Source organism: Pseudodesulfovibrio sp. 7M6 (assembly GCF_050058625.1).
GTDB classification, from domain to species: domain Bacteria; phylum Desulfobacterota; class Desulfovibrionia; order Desulfovibrionales; family Desulfovibrionaceae; genus Pseudodesulfovibrio; species Pseudodesulfovibrio salinus.
Genome location: NZ_CP188816.1, coordinates 1,501,941 through 1,519,546 on the forward strand (window position 1 = coordinate 1,501,941; position 17,606 = coordinate 1,519,546).

Annotated in this window: 14 protein-coding genes and 3 tRNA genes; 10 read left to right on the forward strand and 7 right to left on the reverse strand. The window is 52.2% G+C overall.

Features of this window, described 5'->3' with window-relative positions:
* Positions 1-24 precede the first annotated feature (24 nt).
* The 3 genes from ACI0FG_RS07115 (at position 25) to ilvN (ending at position 2,639) form a co-directional block, all read left to right on the forward strand.
* Positions 25-192 (forward strand): hypothetical protein, encoded by a 168-nt coding sequence (locus tag ACI0FG_RS07115; RefSeq protein ID WP_419787853.1) that lies wholly within the window; start codon positions 25-27, stop codon positions 190-192.
* Between the two features lie 502 nt (positions 193-694).
* Positions 695-2,368 (forward strand): acetolactate synthase large subunit, encoded by a 1,674-nt coding sequence (gene ilvB, locus ACI0FG_RS07120; protein ID WP_419787854.1) that lies wholly within the window; start codon positions 695-697, stop codon positions 2,366-2,368.
* Positions 2,361-2,639, forward strand: coding sequence for an acetolactate synthase small subunit (gene ilvN, locus ACI0FG_RS07125; RefSeq protein WP_419787855.1), 279 nt, complete (start codon positions 2,361-2,363; stop codon positions 2,637-2,639). Before ilvB ends, ilvN begins: the two co-directional genes overlap by 8 nt.
* Before the next feature lie 38 nt (positions 2,640-2,677).
* Here ilvN and ACI0FG_RS07130 read toward each other — a convergent pair whose 3' ends face one another.
* Positions 2,678-3,703, reverse strand: a complete 1,026-nt coding sequence (locus ACI0FG_RS07130; RefSeq protein WP_419787856.1) for a glycosyltransferase family protein — start codon at positions 3,701-3,703, stop codon at positions 2,678-2,680.
* A 167-nt stretch (positions 3,704-3,870) separates the two neighbouring features.
* Here ACI0FG_RS07130 and ACI0FG_RS07135 point away from each other — a divergent pair, with 167 nt between their 5' ends.
* Positions 3,871-4,710, forward strand: a complete 840-nt coding sequence (locus tag ACI0FG_RS07135; protein WP_419787857.1) for a flagellin — start codon at positions 3,871-3,873, stop codon at positions 4,708-4,710.
* A 127-nt stretch (positions 4,711-4,837) separates the two neighbouring features.
* On the opposite strand, the gene ACI0FG_RS07140 is transcribed toward ACI0FG_RS07135, so the two are convergent.
* The 4 genes from ACI0FG_RS07140 to ACI0FG_RS07155 form a co-directional block, all read right to left on the reverse strand.
* The gene (locus ACI0FG_RS07140) at positions 4,838-6,895 is read right to left on the reverse strand and encodes a methyl-accepting chemotaxis protein (protein ID WP_419787858.1); all 2,058 of its coding nucleotides are present in this window, start codon (positions 6,893-6,895) and stop codon (positions 4,838-4,840) included.
* Between the two features lie 1,809 nt (positions 6,896-8,704).
* Positions 8,705-8,779: transfer RNA gene (locus ACI0FG_RS07145), tRNA-Thr, on the reverse strand.
* Between the two features lie 1,427 nt (positions 8,780-10,206).
* Positions 10,207-10,282, reverse strand: a tRNA-Thr gene (locus tag ACI0FG_RS07150).
* 67 nt (positions 10,283-10,349) lie between these two features.
* Positions 10,350-10,426 (reverse strand) — tRNA-Pro (locus ACI0FG_RS07155).
* Between the two features lie 49 nt (positions 10,427-10,475).
* Between ACI0FG_RS07155 and ACI0FG_RS07160 the strand changes: the two genes are divergently transcribed.
* Both ACI0FG_RS07160 and ACI0FG_RS07165 read left to right on the forward strand, forming a co-directional pair.
* A complete protein-coding gene (locus ACI0FG_RS07160; protein ID WP_419787859.1) occupies positions 10,476-11,630 on the forward strand; it encodes a hypothetical protein in 1,155 nt (384 codons plus the stop codon).
* Positions 11,631-11,807: 177 nt separating this feature from the next.
* On the forward strand, positions 11,808-12,353 hold the full coding sequence (locus ACI0FG_RS07165) for a chemotaxis protein CheW (RefSeq protein WP_419787860.1): 546 nt from the start codon (positions 11,808-11,810) through the stop codon (positions 12,351-12,353).
* Positions 12,354-12,394: 41 nt separating this feature from the next.
* Here ACI0FG_RS07165 and ACI0FG_RS07170 read toward each other — a convergent pair whose 3' ends face one another.
* Positions 12,395-13,126, reverse strand: coding sequence for a Smr/MutS family protein (locus ACI0FG_RS07170; protein ID WP_419787861.1), 732 nt, complete (start codon positions 13,124-13,126; stop codon positions 12,395-12,397).
* Positions 13,127-13,252: 126 nt separating this feature from the next.
* On the opposite strand from ACI0FG_RS07170, the gene ACI0FG_RS07175 reads away from it, so the two are divergent.
* From ACI0FG_RS07175 to ACI0FG_RS07190, 4 genes are all read left to right on the forward strand, one after another.
* A complete protein-coding gene (locus tag ACI0FG_RS07175; protein WP_419787862.1) occupies positions 13,253-14,011 on the forward strand; it encodes an ABC transporter ATP-binding protein in 759 nt (252 codons plus the stop codon).
* A 22-nt stretch (positions 14,012-14,033) separates the two neighbouring features.
* On the forward strand, positions 14,034-15,197 hold the full coding sequence (locus ACI0FG_RS07180; protein WP_419787863.1) for a SufB/SufD family protein: 1,164 nt from the start codon (positions 14,034-14,036) through the stop codon (positions 15,195-15,197).
* A gap of 178 nt (positions 15,198-15,375) precedes the next feature.
* Complete coding sequence (locus ACI0FG_RS07185) at positions 15,376-15,963, forward strand: TetR/AcrR family transcriptional regulator (protein ID WP_419787864.1); 588 nt, start codon at positions 15,376-15,378, stop codon at positions 15,961-15,963.
* Between the two features lie 24 nt (positions 15,964-15,987).
* Positions 15,988-16,443 (forward strand): metal-dependent hydrolase, encoded by a 456-nt coding sequence (locus ACI0FG_RS07190; protein WP_419787865.1) that lies wholly within the window; start codon positions 15,988-15,990, stop codon positions 16,441-16,443.
* Between the two features lie 12 nt (positions 16,444-16,455).
* Here ACI0FG_RS07190 and ACI0FG_RS07195 read toward each other — a convergent pair whose 3' ends face one another.
* Entirely contained in the window at positions 16,456-17,520 is a 1,065-nt protein-coding gene (locus tag ACI0FG_RS07195) for a glycosyltransferase family 4 protein (protein ID WP_419787866.1), read from the reverse strand.
* Between the last annotated feature and the right edge of the window lie 86 nt (positions 17,521-17,606).

Sequence of the window (17,606 nt, forward strand, 5' to 3'; positions counted from 1 at the left end):
CTTCGTTTTCACAAGGAAAAAAGCATGAATCTGTTACGTCTGAATATCTGGCGAAAGTGCATTATTGCCGGATATGTACTTTCTCTCGTCGTCCTCTTTGCCATTAACTGGGGGTATCATTTTAATGTCGGCCACGTGGTCCGCATCACAGTGGGAATGTTCGCCTTATGGCTGGCTGTCGATCGGTTGTAAAGTTCAAGTAAGCCTTGAGCTGCTATATATTTCTCTTTTATAATCAGTCTATTGCCGTTTGCATTGACTGTTGGTTCAAGAGGCCTTCATCCTTGCTGTCTTTGGCATTTTGTCCCGTTTGAAGCGGGGCAAACATGGCAAAACGGATTGGTTGTTATTTGAATTGTCCGGAAGATGCGGTGTGCGAGATATCTTTCCGGTTGTCTGGAAGAGAGACCAATCTTTTTTTTTAAATAGCTTGACGCCAAACACGATACAGGATTAGTGCTTGCACAAAAGCAAAGGAATTTTTGATTATGCGTACCTTCAACACCCTATCCGCTCTTACCAACTCCGTCGTCGGCGTAGCCGTCGTCGTAGTAGTAGACGTAGTAGGTCGTGTCAGAAGGGACGCACCTTAGCGGGTTTATTGTATTTAAAGCGACATATCAAAACCCCCGCCGGTGCAAGCCGGCGGGGGTTTTTCCGTACCGGCTCGAAAGGCGGACAAGGAGTGAGCATCATGCGACTGACCGGAGCGGAGATTATCATCAAATTGTTGGAGCGACAGGGCATTAAAACCATTGCCGGGATACCCGGAGGAGCCAATCTGCCGCTTTATGACGCCTTGTCGGAGAGTCCTATCCACCATGTTCTGACCCGTCATGAGCAGGGCGCCGGGTTCATCGCCCAGGGAATGGCCCGAGTCAGCGGCAAACCGGCAGTATTCTTCGCCACCTCCGGTCCGGGAGCCACCAATACATTGACGGCCATTGCTGATGCAAAGCTGGATTCAATTCCCATCATCTGCATCACCGGTCAGGTTCCGCTTTCCATGATCGGCACTGATGCCTTTCAGGAAGTGGATACTTACGGATTGAGCGTCCCCATTACCAAGCACAATTATCTGGCCCGTTCCGTCGAGTCCCTTTTCCAGATCATCCCCGAGGCTTTCAGGGTCGCTTCTTCCGGTCGTCCCGGTCCTGTCGTCATCGATGTGCCCAAGGATGTTCAGACTGCCGTTATGGAATTCGATGAGTGGCCCGAACTGGGCATTCCGGATGCGGGGCCGGAGATCATGGATGCCGAGATGCGTCATGCTGCTGCCATGGTCGACGCTGCAAAACGGCCTGTTCTGTATATCGGCGGAGGTGTGGTTCAGGCCGGTGCCTCTGCCGAGGCCCGTGCCTTGGCGGAAAAAACGAATATTCCTTGCGCCGTCACCCTCATGGGGCTTGGGGTGCTCCCGACGGATCATCCTCTGTACCTGGGAATGCTCGGTATGCATGCGGCTCGCTATACCAACCTGATCCTTGAAGAGTGTGACCTTCTGATTGCCGTCGGTGTCCGGTTTGATGACAGGGCAACGGGCAAGGTCGCGGAGTTTTGTCCGGGCGCGAAGATCATTCATGTGGATATCGATCCCAGCGAGTTGGACAAAATCAAGACCACGACAGCGTCCATTACCGGAGATGTCCGTGATTCCCTGACGGCATTTCTGCCGTTGGTGGAAGGAAAGGATCATGCGGAATGGCTGGCGCGCGTTGCTGAACTCAAGGCTGCCCATCCCATGATCGTGCCTGAGCCGGACAGTCCTGTTTCGGCTTACGGTGTCATCCTCAAAACAGCTGAAATGGCAGGGGATGATGCCATCGTCTGTACTGATGTGGGGCAGCACCAGATGCGCACGGCGCAGGTGTATCCCTTCCGTCATCCTCGGCAATGGCTGACTTCGGGCGGCCTCGGGACCATGGGGTTCGGAATGCCCGCCGCCATTGGCGCGGCTCTGGTTGCCCCGGACAGAAACGTCCTTTGTTTCAGCGGTGACGGTTCCCTGATGATGAACATTCAGGACTTGGCAACGGCTGCGGAAAACAATGTCCGTATCAAGATTATCCTGACCAACAACAACGCACTTGGATTGGTGCGGCAGCAACAGGATTTATTCTATAAAAAAAGGTACTTTGCTTCGGATTACTCCTACGCTGTGGACTTTATCAAGATTGCGGAAGGCTTTGGCATCAAAACTCATGATTTGGGGACGAGTGCGGACCCGGAAGCCGAGCTTGCGGCGGCCCTGGCCGAAGACGGTCCCTCGCTCATCCATGTGCCGCTCAGCCCCGATGATCCGGTCTATCCCATGGTGCCCCCCGGAGCGGCCAATTCCCATATGATCGGAGGTGAACGTCATGTGTAAGCAGACTGTGCTCGAACTCTCGGTGAATAACCATCCCGGCGTTATGTCCCATATCTGCGGCCTGTTTGCCCGGCGGGCGTACAACGTGGAGGGCATAGCCTGTATGCCGGTAAACGGCGGACAGACAAGCATCATCTGGCTTTTGCTTGACGTGGAGGACCGGTTGGATCAGATGGTCAAACAGGTGGACAAGCTGCACGATGTCTTGGCTGTGGGAAGGCACGACAGAGGGCATCCTGTCTTTGACAAAATGGCCGAGTTCGTTGGTTGACGAAAAACAGACGGGGCTGATCGAAAGATCGGCCCCGTTTATTTCTTTGCGGCGTTCAGTCTGGCCCTGCCTAAGGCGCTGAAGGTTTCGCGCAGGGCGGGCGTCAGCGGAAGATCCAAGTCTGTGGCAAGGACGTTGTATGCATTGGCCACGCGCTTGCCGACTATTTCCTGATTGTGTTTGCGCCAGCTTGGGCCTGCGGCAAGTAGCTTTTCAGCCTGTTTGATGATGTGGCGGGCCCGGGCAGCGGTCGAGTGTCGGGTGCGAACCTTTTGGCAGGCATTGTGGGCCGTGCGTTCCGCACTGCCGTCGGCCAGGGCTCGGCGTGCTGTCTCGGCTGCGGCATTTGCGTCGCCACGCGGATAGAGGAGTAAGTCTTCCCCGTCGGTAAAAAGGTCCGAGAGTCCATTGCCCGTTGCCTCGGTGAGCAGGGCGGCGCCGCAAGCCAATGCCTCAAAAATACGCAGATTCAGTTCTCCCACCGCGCTTTGGTTGAGCACCAGCCGACTGCGGCTGTATACGGGGACATAGTCGCCCTGTGTAACAAACAATGGGTGCTTCCGTTTGAATCCGTCCAGGAACGTCTTCCGTTTTTTATTGATGGACCCTTCAACCGTTCCGACAAAACTGACCGGTATGTCTCTCTCTTGGCTGTAATCCTCAATCTTGGAAATGTCGCAGAACAATGGGAACCATTCCACCTTGTTGCCCAGGTTTTCCTGCTCGAAAAAGGGGAGGTAGTCCTTTTGGGATACCAGCATCAGGTCAAAGGCGGCTGAGTAGGCCATGTGCCAGGGGTTGCAATACTGATCTATGGAAACGCCGACCGTAAGAGCGGGAAGCGTCTCGATGCCGATAACTGACGGCGGACGGCAGATGTCTGCCCAAACCACAAGGTCCGGCGTGAAGGAACGGCTGCGCAGCTCCTCCACCAACCGGGAGAGCGGAAGCATGGTTTTCAGCTCAATGTCACACTCTTTGGACGGACCTATCCACAGGACTTCGTGTCCCATTTTTCGGAAGGGGGCAACAAAATAGGGGCCGTCGAGATTGAGGATACGCAATGCATTCTCCACTTTTACATTTAACCCATTGTTACCCTGAAATATCAGACAAAACAAGCGGCCCCTTTGGTGCTGCGTAACGGTAAAATCGGTTATGCGACCCTAAAGAAAAGCTTAAGATTGCCGATAATAATTGTGGTGACGTGCAAGCAACCACTGGAGTGGCCATGGCTTTGACGGATATCGAAAAGGCCTTTTTGTTCAATTATTCGCAGCAGCTTTTGCAGCAGGACATGCTGACGAGCCAGTTGTTCTATGGTTCCAGTGTGGGGAGCGACCTGCGCAGCCTTGTGCTTGGTGAATCGCCTCGGGCCACGGTCTTTTCCAATCCTTTCGAGCAGGCCATCAGCGGCACTCTGCGTGCCGATGCTGGAGCCACGCGTCAGGCCTCGGGCAATGTGGGCGAAGCCGCGTCCATGATGGGGGTGGCCCGCACTTCCATGAGTACGATTGTGGATGCCTTGGAATCAATGGAGTCCATCATCGAAGATATCGAGGCGAACAACCTTGCCCCGGATAGCGGCATTGTTCAGGCGGATTACGACGCCTTGCGGGACAAGATTACCGGCCTGATAAGTTCCACCGACTACAATGGAATTTACATGCTTGACAGTGCCAAGTGGGGGACGGATCAAATTGATTCGGGTGGGCAGGTCTACATTCAATCCAGCAAGAATGGCGGGTTTGATATTTCCTTTCAGGCAGTGGATCAAGGGTCAAGTTCCGTTAACTGGTCGGACCTGAGTGGCGCCGCCCTAAACGGTTCCCTGTCTGAGCAGAAGAGTTTTGTGGATAACCTGAAGAGTTTTGCCAGCTCGATTGAGGACATGTATCAGGTTAAGGAAGATCATCTCGCTTCTCAACAAACTGCACTTGAAAGCCAGGCACAACTGCTCGACAGCGCAGCGCAGATGCGGATGCCGAGTGATCCGGATTATTCTCTCGAAAAGCTGCTGGCGGATCTTATCGTACGAGAGACAGGAACTATCTTTGATACCAATGGATAGCTCCGGCAGATACGAATGAAGCAGGGGTGTTGCAAAAATCAGCCTGTCCTCGATTTAGTATGTGTATAGAAAAAAGGCGGGACCTCATATGAGGTCCCGCCTTTACCTGTTTATATGCTGTCGGAGCCTAGAAACGCTCAAAATCTTCGTCATTCTTGTCCATATCCAAACTGATACCCGCCGTGCCATTCTTTTCAATCCGTTGCGGCTTCTTTGCTGTCTTCTTGGCGGGCGTCTTTGATGCCAGGGCCGGGCGAGCCCGTTTCGCAAAAGTCGCTGCCGGGGAAGTACTCGAGTTGTTGATCTTGAAGAAGCTGATGGCCTGCTGGAGCTGGGCGCTTTCACCGGCCAGAGTTTCAGCAGACGAAGCCACTTCTTCGGATACCGAGGCATTTTGCTGGACGACGTTGTCGAGCTGCTGGATGGCCGTGTTGATCTGGCTGATTCCCGCATTCTGTTCGTTGCTGGCGACAGTGATTTCCTGAATCAGCGATGCCGTTTCCTTGATGTCGGGCACCAGTTCATCGAGCATCTTGCCGGCTTCCTTGGCCACTGTCACAGTAGAGGTGGAAAGCTCACTGATTTCCGCTGCGGCTATGCCGCTTCGTTCCGCCAGCTTGCGGACTTCGGCCGCGACAACGGCAAATCCCTTGCCGTGCTCGCCAGCTCTGGCCGCCTCAATGGCTGCGTTTAGAGCGAGCAGGTTGGTCTGGCGTGCAATGTCTTCAACGACGGAGATCTTTTCCGCTATTTCTGTCATCGCACCCATGGCTTGAGATACGGCCTTGCCGCTTTCCTCGGCCTTGGCAGCCGCCTTTCGGGCTATCTTTTCGGTCTTGACGGAGTTCTCGGCGTTCCCCTGAATATTGGCTGCCATCTCTTCCATGGAAGAGGAGACCTCTTCCACACTGGCTGCCTGTTCGGAGGCTCCTTCCGCCATGGATTGGGACGATCCCGAGAGTTCTTCGCTGCCCGAAGCCACATTGTCGGTGGCGGAACGGACATTGCCGATGACGTTCTTGAGTTGTTCGGACATGTAGCGCAGGGCGTCCGCCAGCTTGCCAACCTCGTCCTTTTGATGGACATCGATGTCCTGAGTAAGGTCTCCGGCTGCCATACTTTCGGCAAGGGATATGCCCTTGGCTACCGGAGCCGTGATCAAACTGGCGATGAGCAGCAGTACGACGAAGAGTACGATTACTGCGACGACGCCCATAATGCTTGATATCACGGCAAATGAATTGGCCTGTTCGCGAACCTTGTCCATGGGGATAACCACGGCCAGGCTCCACGGGGTAACGGTACGCCCCACAGTGACTGGGGCATATACCACAAATTCTTCAACTCCGTTTTCCGGATTTACCGCTTCATAATCTATCTCCTTACCGGACTTAACCGCATTAAGGACTTTGGAGCTGTATTCATTGCCAAGGAGGGCACCAATGTTCTTGCCCATCTTGGCATCGTCGGGATGCGCCACGATGGTTCCGCCCGTGGTCAGCAGGTATGCATAGCCTGATCCAAAGGGCTTGATGCTGTTAACGGTCTTCTGGAGATCGTTGAGGTAAAAATCGACACCAACCACACCAATATTCTTGCCATTCTTCTTGACCGGTATTCCGGTGGAAGCGAGCCAGAACTTCTTCCCATTGGCATCCCATGGGTAAGGGTCGGTAATGGTTTCTATGTCACCGGACATGGGGTTTTCAAACCAGGCTTGCCCCTCCAGGCTCTCGTCTCCGGCAAAACTCTCGGCAATGGTATCTCCGTCGCGGTGGTACCAGTTTCTGTATGCACCCTTATACTTCCCCCTGTACTCCTCTTCCCGACCGTCAAATTTGTTGGGAGGAAATGTGCACCAGGCCCCAGCCAGTTCCTTGTGGCGCTTCAATGTCTCGATGAGCACGCCGTCAAGCAGTTCGCGGTCAGGGATGGTCTTGCTGTTGGCAGCCTGATCATACATCGCCCCCAGTGTCCGGGTGACCGTCATGGCCAGGTCCATGGTACCGCGGATCTCCGAACTAAATCCCTTGGCCTTATCCTGCGCCATTTCCTTGGCCATGGTCACTGCCATGGTTTGGGCCTTGATCGTCATGACCGAGCTGATGGTAGCCAGGACGATAAATACGAGGACGAACGTTGGAACCAGTATCTTGAGCTTGAGGCTCCAGTCCTTGAATCGCATTCTCCACTCCTTGTAAGGCGTTCGAAGAGTTAATGTTCTTTAGGTGAGTCAATTTTTTTTAAAATGATTTTGTTCTCTTTTGCCATTATTATAATACGTGATCGTTTCATTCGTGTTGCATTTGTGATGATGCCAATTCAAATGAGTTTCATGGGGGTGAAGAAAGGGCAGGACCAAGTTTATACCAGACCTCTGCGTGTGCTTTTCAATATCCATTTACCAACTATATATATTGCAATAAATTGGCACTCGTTGAGCGAAAACAGTGCCTGCTGCCGCCTGTTTTAAGGCGGGCCGATATGTTGAGGGAAAAGTCACGCCTGCCATATTCGGAACTATTCTTCCTGCATTGTGGCTTTAGAGGGTTGTCCATGTGAGGTTCACGCCGGACGTTTTTATGTAGTCTGGTCGGTGCCGGCTGTTTTTTGAGCGCGCGTTCCTGCATTGTCTCTGTCGCTCAGAGGATTGTCACTCCTCTAGACGAGGATCAACTCAACAGCACTTTTGCCGACTTTTGCGGAGGTGCCCGAAAGAATGTTGGAAGGGCGGCTTTCTGCGCACGACTTGCGGCCTTTGTTGAAGAAAGCGCGTCAGTTGCATTCGCGATTGTTCCCCTTGCCTGATATTGGAGGACCGGAGAATCTGGTCTATTCCAGTCTTGTGGTCGGTCCTCATTATGTGGCCTTGTGCAAGGCGTTGGCCCCATATGGCTGACAGCGGAAGATGTGGGGAAGGTTGTCTATGATTTGGCATCGTATAGCTATGCGGAGAGGCGGGAGGCGTTCAAAGCGAACGGGGACCGTCTTCCAGAACTTCTTCGAAGAAAGAGGGAAAAACCACATACTGGACCGTGCACCCAAAGGCTGATGCCTGTGAAAAGTGTAAGGCGATGGAGGGGATCAAGTTCAAGGAGAAGCAGGATCGGCCTCACCCCAATTGCAAGTGCGAGATCAGCGAACATGAACGCCTGCCTCAGAAGCATTACCTGAGTAATTTTATAGAGGGGTTTGAAGGAAGTGCGGTTGAACAGTTTTTTGGCTTGGGACTTGTCAAAGTCAGGATCAAGCACATAACAGGTGCGTTGGCATCCGGCGTACACGTGTATTCAAATTTTGATGGATCTCGTCAGAGTCATACATTGGGAGGAGAGGTTTCCTTTACCTTTACACGTTGACGGATACACCTGTTCTCTGGAGTATTCAGATAGTTCAAAAGGGTGCCGATAACACCATCATTCAATACTGGATAGAATATGAAGCCTAGAATCGTGGTGAAAATCATCTTGGGGTTGGTGTTGATAATATTTTTTTCGAATCTGTCATTGGCAGGTGAAGCTGATCCGTTTGTCATTTCATGTGACAAAGTCAAATCGGAACTTGTCGAGCTCGCTTATGATTTGAGGGGGACGGAACGCCGCGTTATCGGATGCCAAGTGCAGTTGACTCCGGCAGCCGGAATTGAGCTTGATGCGCATTGTGCCAAATGGTTTGGTGACATGTTTCCGGTCGTTGCCGGAGGGCATTTCATTTGTATGTACGATAGTACGACTCGATCAATTCCCCCCCCCAGTTTTTTTTCACGGAAGAGACTTGGGCCGATGCCAAGGCAAAGCTCATGGCGATCTGCCCTGAGAAAATTCCGAAAATTCCCCAGAGGGTTTTGGATCATCGACCTGAGCAGTAATTGCCGATTGCGCGCCGTTGTCGCCTCAGCCGCCTGAAGATCATTAGGTATCAAAAGAATAAATTGGGCATAAGACGCAAAAAAACAAAAACGCCCTTCATGAGAAGGGCGTTTTCCGTATATATGTGGAGCTGCTGGCGGGATTGAACCGCCGACCTCGTCCTTACCAAGGACGCGCGCTACCGATTGAGCTACAGCAGCGTTCCAGCTGTTTTCGAAGGAATGGCAAGCCGAGTTTTTCATCGGCTCGCCGGGGTCATTCTTCGTTTGGTCGAGGTGAAAGGATTTGAACCTCCGCCCCCTTGAACCCCATGACCGGAATTAAGGATAACGATTCTTTGCGAAAATGGGGGGGCTGCGGGAGGTTATCCGACTCACTTGTGTCAATAGCCACTAGGCCAAACTGCTGGACATCATTTCGGTAGAAAAGATTTCACCTTCTTTTGGCAGATATTCCAGGCGATATCCAAAGCTTCCTGAGGCTTCATTCTGATAATGCAGAACGATTGTCCACCAGGAAAGTTTCGCCTCGGCACATCTACAGAAAAATTATTTATTTTTACAACAATTGAATCACCATTACATTTTTCAATAAATTCTTTTAGATTTATCCTTGATGAATTTATGTCAACGCATACGACAAAGACTTTCTTCCCCTGTCCATTTGGCAGGTAGTCCGTCCCCCTGCTGACCATAACCCGCTCAATGTCCTTACACTGCAGAAAAAGATCACATGCGGAAGACTGTTTTGCGCAAGACAAAACGCAACAGACAATAGTAGTCACCAAGAATAGTTTATTTATCGCTCCAATCTTCATATACAATGGTGTAGTCAACTTGAATATTATCTGACCCAAGAGCGAGAAACCGAATAGTCCGGGTTATTGGAGGATTGCCATCGCTTGTGAGGTTGATGGTGTGAAAGGTCTTCGGCGGGCAGGCAACGGTCTCTTGGGATTCGCCGTTGACTTCGATCCACATTCCCGTTGTGATACCATCCCATACTCCCGTCAAGGAATCGTGATGTTTTTGCCCCCTTCAAACCTAAGCCACTCATGCCCGGTTATAGATCCATTAATATATCGAGTGGGTCTTTTCAACGGATGCTTCTTGATTTCACATTTGCAGTTGGGATGAGGACGTTCCGGTTCCTTCAAAAATTTTTTTCCAGCCAACGCCTTGCATTTGTCATAGGCATAGGGTTTCGGATGTATTGTCCAGTAACACTTCCCTTCCTCGTTGGGTTGTTCTGGTTGCTTTGACCCTCCTTTTTCATTTTTGGTTTGTTGCCATTTTGTCAGACCATCCCCTATAGAAACGCCCAACATGTGCTTGCTACCAACTGATCATCACCGATGTGCTGCACCCAGGTCTTCTAACCATGTCTGTTCTCCTTTCAGCCTTGAGGGCTGTTCTGATTGGTGAACAGCCTAACACGGGTTTTCGTCCAATGTTGAAAAAGGAAGAAAAAGGATACTCAGCGGGTAAAAAAAACATAACATTGCATATTGGCAGGTTCTTAAGGCTATCAATGTTTTGTTCACAATCGAGAGGATTTATCTTGATATTCTAGCGCGGTAGATAAAAGAAAAACGCCCTTCTCGAGAAGGGCGTTTTTCTTAGATATGTGGAGCTGCTGGGCGGGATTGAACCGCCTACCTCGTCCTTACCAAGGACGCGCTCTACCGATTGAGCTACAGCAGCGTTCCGGCTGTTTTCGAAGAAATGGCAAGCCGAGTTTTTCATCGGCTCGCCGGGGTCATTCTTCGTTTGGTCGGGATGAGAGGATTTGAACCTCCGACCCCTTGAACCCCATTCAAGTGCGCTCCCAGACTGCGCTACATCCCGACGCGAGGTGAGTAACTATATGTCTCGCCCCTGATTGTCAATCAGTTTCGTGGAAAAAATTACAACAAGTTGTTTTTTCTTCCGAAGCGTGATGGCCGGAGGCCAGCTCTTAACCTTGTGCCAAGCCCTTTTCGAGCCTTTTTTGCAGGATTCTCCCGCTGGACGGAATAGGGCCATTATTCTACATATCATTAAGGTTGATCGTGAAATCGAGAGGCCGGAAAATTCATGGCGTAACCATATCAAACAAAATTACATGATGCAGAAGAAAGTCGATGTCCTTATCAATGTATTTGCAAAGCCCTACCAGACCGCGCTTTCGTTGCTCTCCCTCATGCGACACAGCGGTCACTGGATCGACCGGATCTGGTTCGTGATCGACAGGCCGGAGGGTACAGCCTTTACCGGACGACAGTTTGTCTTGGACATGCTTCCGAACATCGAGCTGTATGAGCCGCAGGAGTCCCGCTGGATCAAACATGCAGACTTCAGCCGGATTGGGGAGGAGTCATATCGGCATTCGCTTCGGTATCAATATGGTTGGGAAAAGACCGACAAGGATTGGGTGCTCATCGTTCATAATGATATCAACATCAAGGGAGATGTTGTCGGGCGGTTGATGGACTCTATCGGCGAGGGAGTGGCCGCAGGGCAAGTCGGCATGTGTTGGGTTTGCCCGGCACACCATCACGGCCTTTGTTCGCCTGAGCGGTATCTGGATTACCGACCGGGGCTCAAGGAGTTTCTGTCGATTGCCGCTGCACCTAAAGGCACCGTGCTTACTGATGTGGTCAACTACATGGTTTGCCCTGAGTTGCGCCGGCAACCCTGGCCATTGCCGCCTTGCCGGGTCAATGAGTGGTGTGCTCTGGTAAATATGGTCAAGGCGCGGCCGCTGACCATGCCGTTTGGAGAAGTTCGTCCCTATGGTTCCTATGTATTTGATGGCGTGCTAAAGGAACCATTGCCTGGCGAGGAATATTTGGAGTTCAAAAACAACCTTGGCATTGTATATGATATAGGCGTATCCTGGTTTCGCGATATGCACCGGAGAGGGTTGAGCTGCACACATGTTGATATCAGCCCTTTGCTTGATCACTGGTGGGGCGTGAAGAGCCGGTACGATGATGCGTTGTACCGGGAGAACGAACTCCGTGCCCGGGGCATTCTGGAAAGTGACTACGGATTGGAATTTTCTCAATAAGACCAAGCCAAGACTGATTGGCAATTGCTGTCGGTTTTTTCCAAATCGTTGAACTTTTATAATGGAACGAAACGACGAAGCCGGATAAGAAAGGCCTAGAAGAAGCGCGTCGTTTACGCCCATATTGTGGTATTTTATTTCGCTTCTGTTGAATCTTACCAATCCGGGGGTAGTGCCATGGCAGATGATACCTTGAAAGATATCAATCAATTCCTGACTTTTACGCTGGGCAAGGAAATCTTTGCGCTGGATATCGGGACCGTGCGGGAGGTGCTGGAACTGACTTCCATCACCAAAATTCCCAGGACGCCGGAATTCATGCGTGGCGTTATCAATTTGCGCGGCCATGCCGTGCCCGTAGTTGACATGCGGCTCAAGCTCGGCATGTCCAAGGGCGCGGATACCGTGGACACCTGCATCATTATCGTGGAAATCGAGTTTGACGGCGAATTCACCGTAATGGGTGCCTTGGTCGACTCCGTCCGCGAAGTGTTTGAGATGACGCCCGAAACCATTGAACCCGCTCCTAAGATGGGGGCGGCCATCAATGCGGAATACATCAAGGGGATGGGACGCCAGAACGATCAGTTCATCATCATTATCGACATCAACAAGATCTTCTCCGCCGAGGAACTGGCTATTGCCAAGGAAATGGCGGGTGGGAGAAACTCCAGCATGGAACAGCCCCCTGTTGAGGATGCGGCTGCCCAGGCCACCGTATAAAAAAGAAAGGCCCCACCGGAAGGCGGGGCCTTTTTAGTTTTCTACATCTCGTCCCAGTTGAGCATTTTGTCCCACTGGATTTTCCCTTCATTTTTCTTCTGCTTGCGTAGCAGCACGTAGAGAGCGCCCGCACCGCCATCCTTTGGCTGTGCCGTACAAAAAGCCAGAACCGCACGTTTGAGAGGGTCTCGGGTGAGCCAGCCCTCGGTTTCGCGGCGCAGTACCGCCTGTCCGCCGGGAGAATTAATGCCGCGCCCTGTAACGACCAGAACGCAGCGGTAGTTTTGCAGATAACTTTCGCGGATAAAAAAGAGCAGGTTGTCCCGTGCTTGGTCCGAGGTCATCCCGTGCAGGTCAATATGTGCGGCAACACTGAGGGAGCCAGCTTTGAGCTGTTGGAATGTCTTGATGTCCAGGCCCCGGACATAACCGTACATATACTCTTCCGTATACTCGAGCTCGAATTCCACTTCACCCTGGATGAACCGTTGCAAATCCTTGCGAGCGGTCTCTTCTGGATCGTCGAGGGTAATATTGCCGACAGGGGTGGCGGGAGCGGCGGCGACCTGCCGGCCCTTGTCCCCATTCATCTGCCTGACTCCCTGCATGGCGTTCATGAAAAGCTCGTCGTCGGCCGGTCCTTCATCTTTTTTTTCATTTTGTGCGTGTTTCGATTCTTTTGGGTAAGGTAGCGAATACGCATCATCTTTTTTATCTTTAAGCGTAAAATCCTTGAGGCTTCCTAAATCCTTAATGCGTTTCTTGCCGCTCATGAGTTGCTCCGTCCGTGATGGTGCTTATATTGTAAGTCATCGTTGTCGTATCGGAAGGTCCTGGACTTCCCGGTCTGGCTTCAGGTAATGAAGCTTATTGCATTTTGATTCAAAGCGAGGAAATACATGCTGACCATAGAAGACTTGCATGTCAACATTGGTGACAAAGAGGTCCTGCGAGGGATCAATCTCCAGATAAATGACGGGGAAACCTTCATTCTGTTCGGCCCCAACGGTTCCGGAAAAACGTCGTTGCTCATGACCCTCATGGGCTTTACCGGCTATGACGTGACCAAGGGAACCATTACTTTCAAGGGGGAGGATATCACCCATATGCCCATGTACGAGCGCGCACGCCTCGGCATAGGAATGTCCTTCCAGCGGCCGCCGACCATTCATGGTCTCCGTACGCGGTATCTTGTACAGATGTGTTCGCGCAATGGCGAGGTTGATGTGGACGGACTGGCCGGAAATGTCAACATGACCGACTTTCTGGACCGTGACATCAATGCCGGATTTTCCGGCGGTGAGATCAAGCGTTCCGAATTGCTGCAGCTTATGGCCCAGCAGCCGGATCTGGTGCTGTTCGACGAGCCCGAATCCGGTGTGGACATGGAAAATATGCAGCTGGTGGGCAAGGTCGCTCGCGACGTGCTCGACGGAAACTACAAGACCTTCCCGGATATCAGCCTGAAGGAGCGCAAAGAGCGCATCAAGACTGCTGGTCTGATCATTACTCACACCGGTTATATCCTGGATTACGTCAACGCCGACCGCGGGCAGGTTCTCTACAACGGCCATCTCTGTTGTGAAGGACGCCCCCGTGATATCATGGAGCATATCAGGGAGCACGGTTATCAGGAATGTGTGCGTTGCATGAACTAGAACTCCCCATGGAGATTGAGATATGAGTAAAGTAGATCTTTCCGAATACAAGTTTGACGGCATGGCTCAGAGCCCCTTGGCGGATTTGAGGGATTTGTCTCAGGAGGACAAGGACCAGCTGCTTATGGCGGGCGTCACCGCCGACTTGAGCAAGCGCTCTGCAAGCTATCTGCAAATGGACCAGAGCGCGGTGCATTGCCAGTCCAACAACCCTGATGTCGAAATTATGGACATCAAGGATGCACTGGTGAAATACGACGGGCTCAAGGAGTACTTCTGGACTCTGGTCGATAAGGACAAGGACGAATATACCCGTTCCGCCTACGACAATCTGCATGGTGGATACTTCATTCGCGTCAAGGCCGGAGCCAAGGTTGAAGAGCCCATTCAGTCCTGCCTGATGCTCAAGACCGAGAACGTCGGCCAGAATGTCCACAATGTGGTTATCATCGAGGAAGGGGCCGAGGCGCACATCATCACCGGTTGTTCGGTGGCTCACGGAACCACCTCTGGTGCTCACCTCGGCATTTCCGAGTTTTTTGTCAAAAAGAACGCCTCGTTGACGTTCACCATGGTTCATAACTGGAGTGAGCACGTTGCCGTGCGTCCCCGTTCCGCCGGTTTGGTGGAGGAGGGCGGCACCTTCCAGAACAACTACGTTCTTCTCAAGCCGGTCAAGGACCTCCAGATGTACCCGGCTATTACGTTGAACGGCGAAAACTCCCTGGCTCGCTTCAATTCCGTGGTAGTTGCGTCCATGGAAGGCTCCACCATCGATATGGGCAACCGCGTTGTCATGAATGCTCCCAACACCCGTTGCGAGATCATTGCCCGGACCATTGCCAGCGGTGGAACCATCATCAACCGTGGTCATATCGGTGCCCACGATGTTCCGAGCAAGGGGCATCTGGAGTGCCAGGGACTTATTCTCGGCAACGGTCGGATCTGGGCCATTCCCGAACTCGATGGCACCATTGAGGGCGTGGAACTTTCCCACGAGGCGTCTGTAGGCAAGATTGCCCAGGAGGAGATTGAGTATCTCATGGCTCGCGGTCTGGATGAGGACGAGGCCACCGCAACTATCGTCCGGGGCTTCCTGAATACGGACATCATGGGACTGCCGGATAAATTGCAGCAGGAAATCGATAAGCAGATTGACGAGTTGCAGAATTCCGAAGTCATGTAGCCCTGTTAATTAAAGTATAAAAGGCGGAACCGCAGAGCGGTTCCGCCTTTTTTTGTCAAATTTCATTTTACGTCACCTACTTGAATTAATGTGAAGAGCGTACTAAGCAAAGGACTCCCACAGGCACGACTTCTCGGCCACGGTGTGGGATTAGCATCATAGGACGGAGGAGCTTGTAATGGCGAAGAAGGAAGACATCCTGCTGGCCGCTCAGGAGATATTTGCCCGTAGCGGGTATGCGGGTACGACCATGAAAATGGTTGCAGAGAAGGCGGGCGTTGCCTCCGGGTTGGTCTTCCACTACTTCGACAACAAGGAAAACCTGTTCATGGTTGCAGGTAGCGACCTGATCAAAACCATGATTGAAGATATCCGCAAGGCCATCTCCGTGGCTCATAACGGGCGTGAGGCTCTCGGACTTTTTGTTGAGGCCTACCTGGGGTTTACCTTGAACGAAGCAAAAACATTTCCAACCTTGCTTCGCTGCTCTCCGTTCAGTGACGATAATCCGGACTTGGATCGCCAGAAGATAGGGGCCAAATTTCGGGAAATCATCAATATTATCGAAGCTATTTTACAGCGGGGCATTCTGGACGGTTCCATTGCGGAACTGCCGGTGGCTCAAACCGCCTTTCTCATTTACGGCAGTATCCTCGGTGCGGTTCGTACCAAGTTCCTTGCGCCCTATGATGTCCCCGGGCTGTACGCCGAAGCCCAGCGTTTTATAGTGCGCAGCGTGAGCAATCCAGAGTACGTCGCCGGTTAGTTAAAAAACAATACGTGGACAGTTATGCCCGGTTATAAGGGACATCTGGCAGGCGGCCTTTTTTTTGCCGTCATGGGGCTGGTAGGGTGTGTGTTGCTCGGATGGTTGGTGCTCAATCCATTGCTTGCGGCGGGACTTACCGGCTTTTGCCTGCTTGGAGCACTCTTCCCTGATGTGGATACCGACTCAAAGGGACAGAATCTTTTTTATGCCATATTTGCGGCCGTCGATCTGGGGCTGATCATCGCAAAACTCTATCTTTGGGCTGCCTGGCTGGGCTTTTTCGCCATGCTGCCCTGTATAGATTCTCATAGAGGATGGACGCACACATGGTGGGCCATGCTTCTTGTCCCCATCCCCATCCTTGCTGTGCCGCTGATGCTGCAGGGCGTGCCGTCAATTCACACATTCCTGCCATTTTATGCGGCATTCTGTGTGGGGTACTTCTCCCATCTGTTGCTGGATGGAGAGTTCGTCTGATTCGGTCTGTATCTAGTTCGAAAGCGCTTGGTATATCTTGATATACTTGGCCGTCATGATCTTGTCGGTATACTCTTCCAGCGATATGGAACCATTATCCTTCATTCGGGTTGCCAATGCCGGGTCGCGATATACCCGGATGATCGATTCCGCCAGTTCCTTGGGATCACGATTCTTGAATACCAGTCCATTGTGCTCGTGCGTGACGAGTTCCAGATTGGAGGGGAGATCCGAGGTGATGACCGGTGTGCCCGAGGCCCAGCCTTCCTTGATCACTGCGTTGGATCCCTCGCCATCCACCGAAGGGACAGTGAGAATATCAATTTCCGGCAAAACCTCGCGGCTGTCCCGATGACCAAGAAAGAGGATGGAGCGAGAGAGGTCGAGCCGATCGGCCCGTGCCTTCAACTCGACGAGCAATGGCCCGTCTCCCGCTATGAGACATTGCCAAGGCGGGAGAGTTGTATCTTCCTTTAGCACACCCAGCGCGTCGATAAGCACCTCAAATCCCTTTTGCGAGCTGAGGGCTCCCACGGCTCCGATGGTCAGCATTGGGTGAGGGTGCTTCTCCGTTGTATAGCGGGAAGCATCAATGCCACTGTGGATCACGGAGGTTTTCTCTTCGGGGATACCGCAATTCACCAGTACGTCCCGGATTTCGCCACTGACCGCAACCAGCTTGTCGCCTGCAAGATATTTCTTCTTACTCCAGCCTGCCTTGAGAGCGTAGGAGACCCGGCGGCTATGGACCAGTCGTATGTTCTTGCGGAATTTTTTGAGCAGAGCCCCCAAGGACGCACCTTTGGCGTCATTGGTGTGGACCACGTCCGGTTGGAATCGGCTGGTGATCCCCAATAGCGAGATCATGTTCAGCGGGTTCAGGTCGCTGCCGGAAGGCAGGACGGCATAAGGAATCCCAGCTTGTTCGAGCATGGGGCGCAAGGGCGCTTTGGCAGGGAGTGCTACCAGCGGTTCGAAACCATCCGTGCGCATCAGGTTCATGGCCAGGTAGAACACCTGCCGCTGGCCACCGCGCAGAATCTTTCCCATATCCAGAAGAAGTATCTTCAACGTCATTTTCCGTTTTTGAGTACGGCCAATGGGTCATTGGGGCTATGCTCCGCAGACTTGGGCAGAGCGCAAACCCCGCTTTACACATGGCC

Bases quoted from the DNA above. Each gene is read 5' to 3' on its own strand.
- ACI0FG_RS07135 (WP_419787857.1), top strand. From the start codon at position 3,871: ATGGCTTTGACGGATATCGAAAAGGCCTTTTTGTTCAATTATTCGCAG.
- ilvB (WP_419787854.1), top strand. From the start codon at position 695: ATGCGACTGACCGGAGCGGAGATTATCATCAAATTGTTGGAGCGACAG.
- ACI0FG_RS07170 (WP_419787861.1), bottom strand. From the start codon at position 13,126: ATGAGCGGCAAGAAACGCATTAAGGATTTAGGAAGCCTCAAGGATTTT.
- ilvN (WP_419787855.1), top strand. From the start codon at position 2,361: ATGTGTAAGCAGACTGTGCTCGAACTCTCGGTGAATAACCATCCCGGC.
- ACI0FG_RS07165 (WP_419787860.1), top strand. From the start codon at position 11,808: ATGGCAGATGATACCTTGAAAGATATCAATCAATTCCTGACTTTTACG.
- ACI0FG_RS07140 (WP_419787858.1), bottom strand. From the start codon at position 6,895: ATGCGATTCAAGGACTGGAGCCTCAAGCTCAAGATACTGGTTCCAACG.
- ACI0FG_RS07175 (WP_419787862.1), top strand. From the start codon at position 13,253: ATGCTGACCATAGAAGACTTGCATGTCAACATTGGTGACAAAGAGGTC.
- ACI0FG_RS07195 (WP_419787866.1), bottom strand. From the start codon at position 17,520: ATGACGTTGAAGATACTTCTTCTGGATATGGGAAAGATTCTGCGCGGT.
- ACI0FG_RS07180 (WP_419787863.1), top strand. From the start codon at position 14,034: ATGAGTAAAGTAGATCTTTCCGAATACAAGTTTGACGGCATGGCTCAG.
- ACI0FG_RS07190 (WP_419787865.1), top strand. From the start codon at position 15,988: ATGCCCGGTTATAAGGGACATCTGGCAGGCGGCCTTTTTTTTGCCGTC.
- ACI0FG_RS07115 (WP_419787853.1), top strand. From the start codon at position 25: ATGAATCTGTTACGTCTGAATATCTGGCGAAAGTGCATTATTGCCGGA.
- ACI0FG_RS07185 (WP_419787864.1), top strand. From the start codon at position 15,376: ATGGCGAAGAAGGAAGACATCCTGCTGGCCGCTCAGGAGATATTTGCC.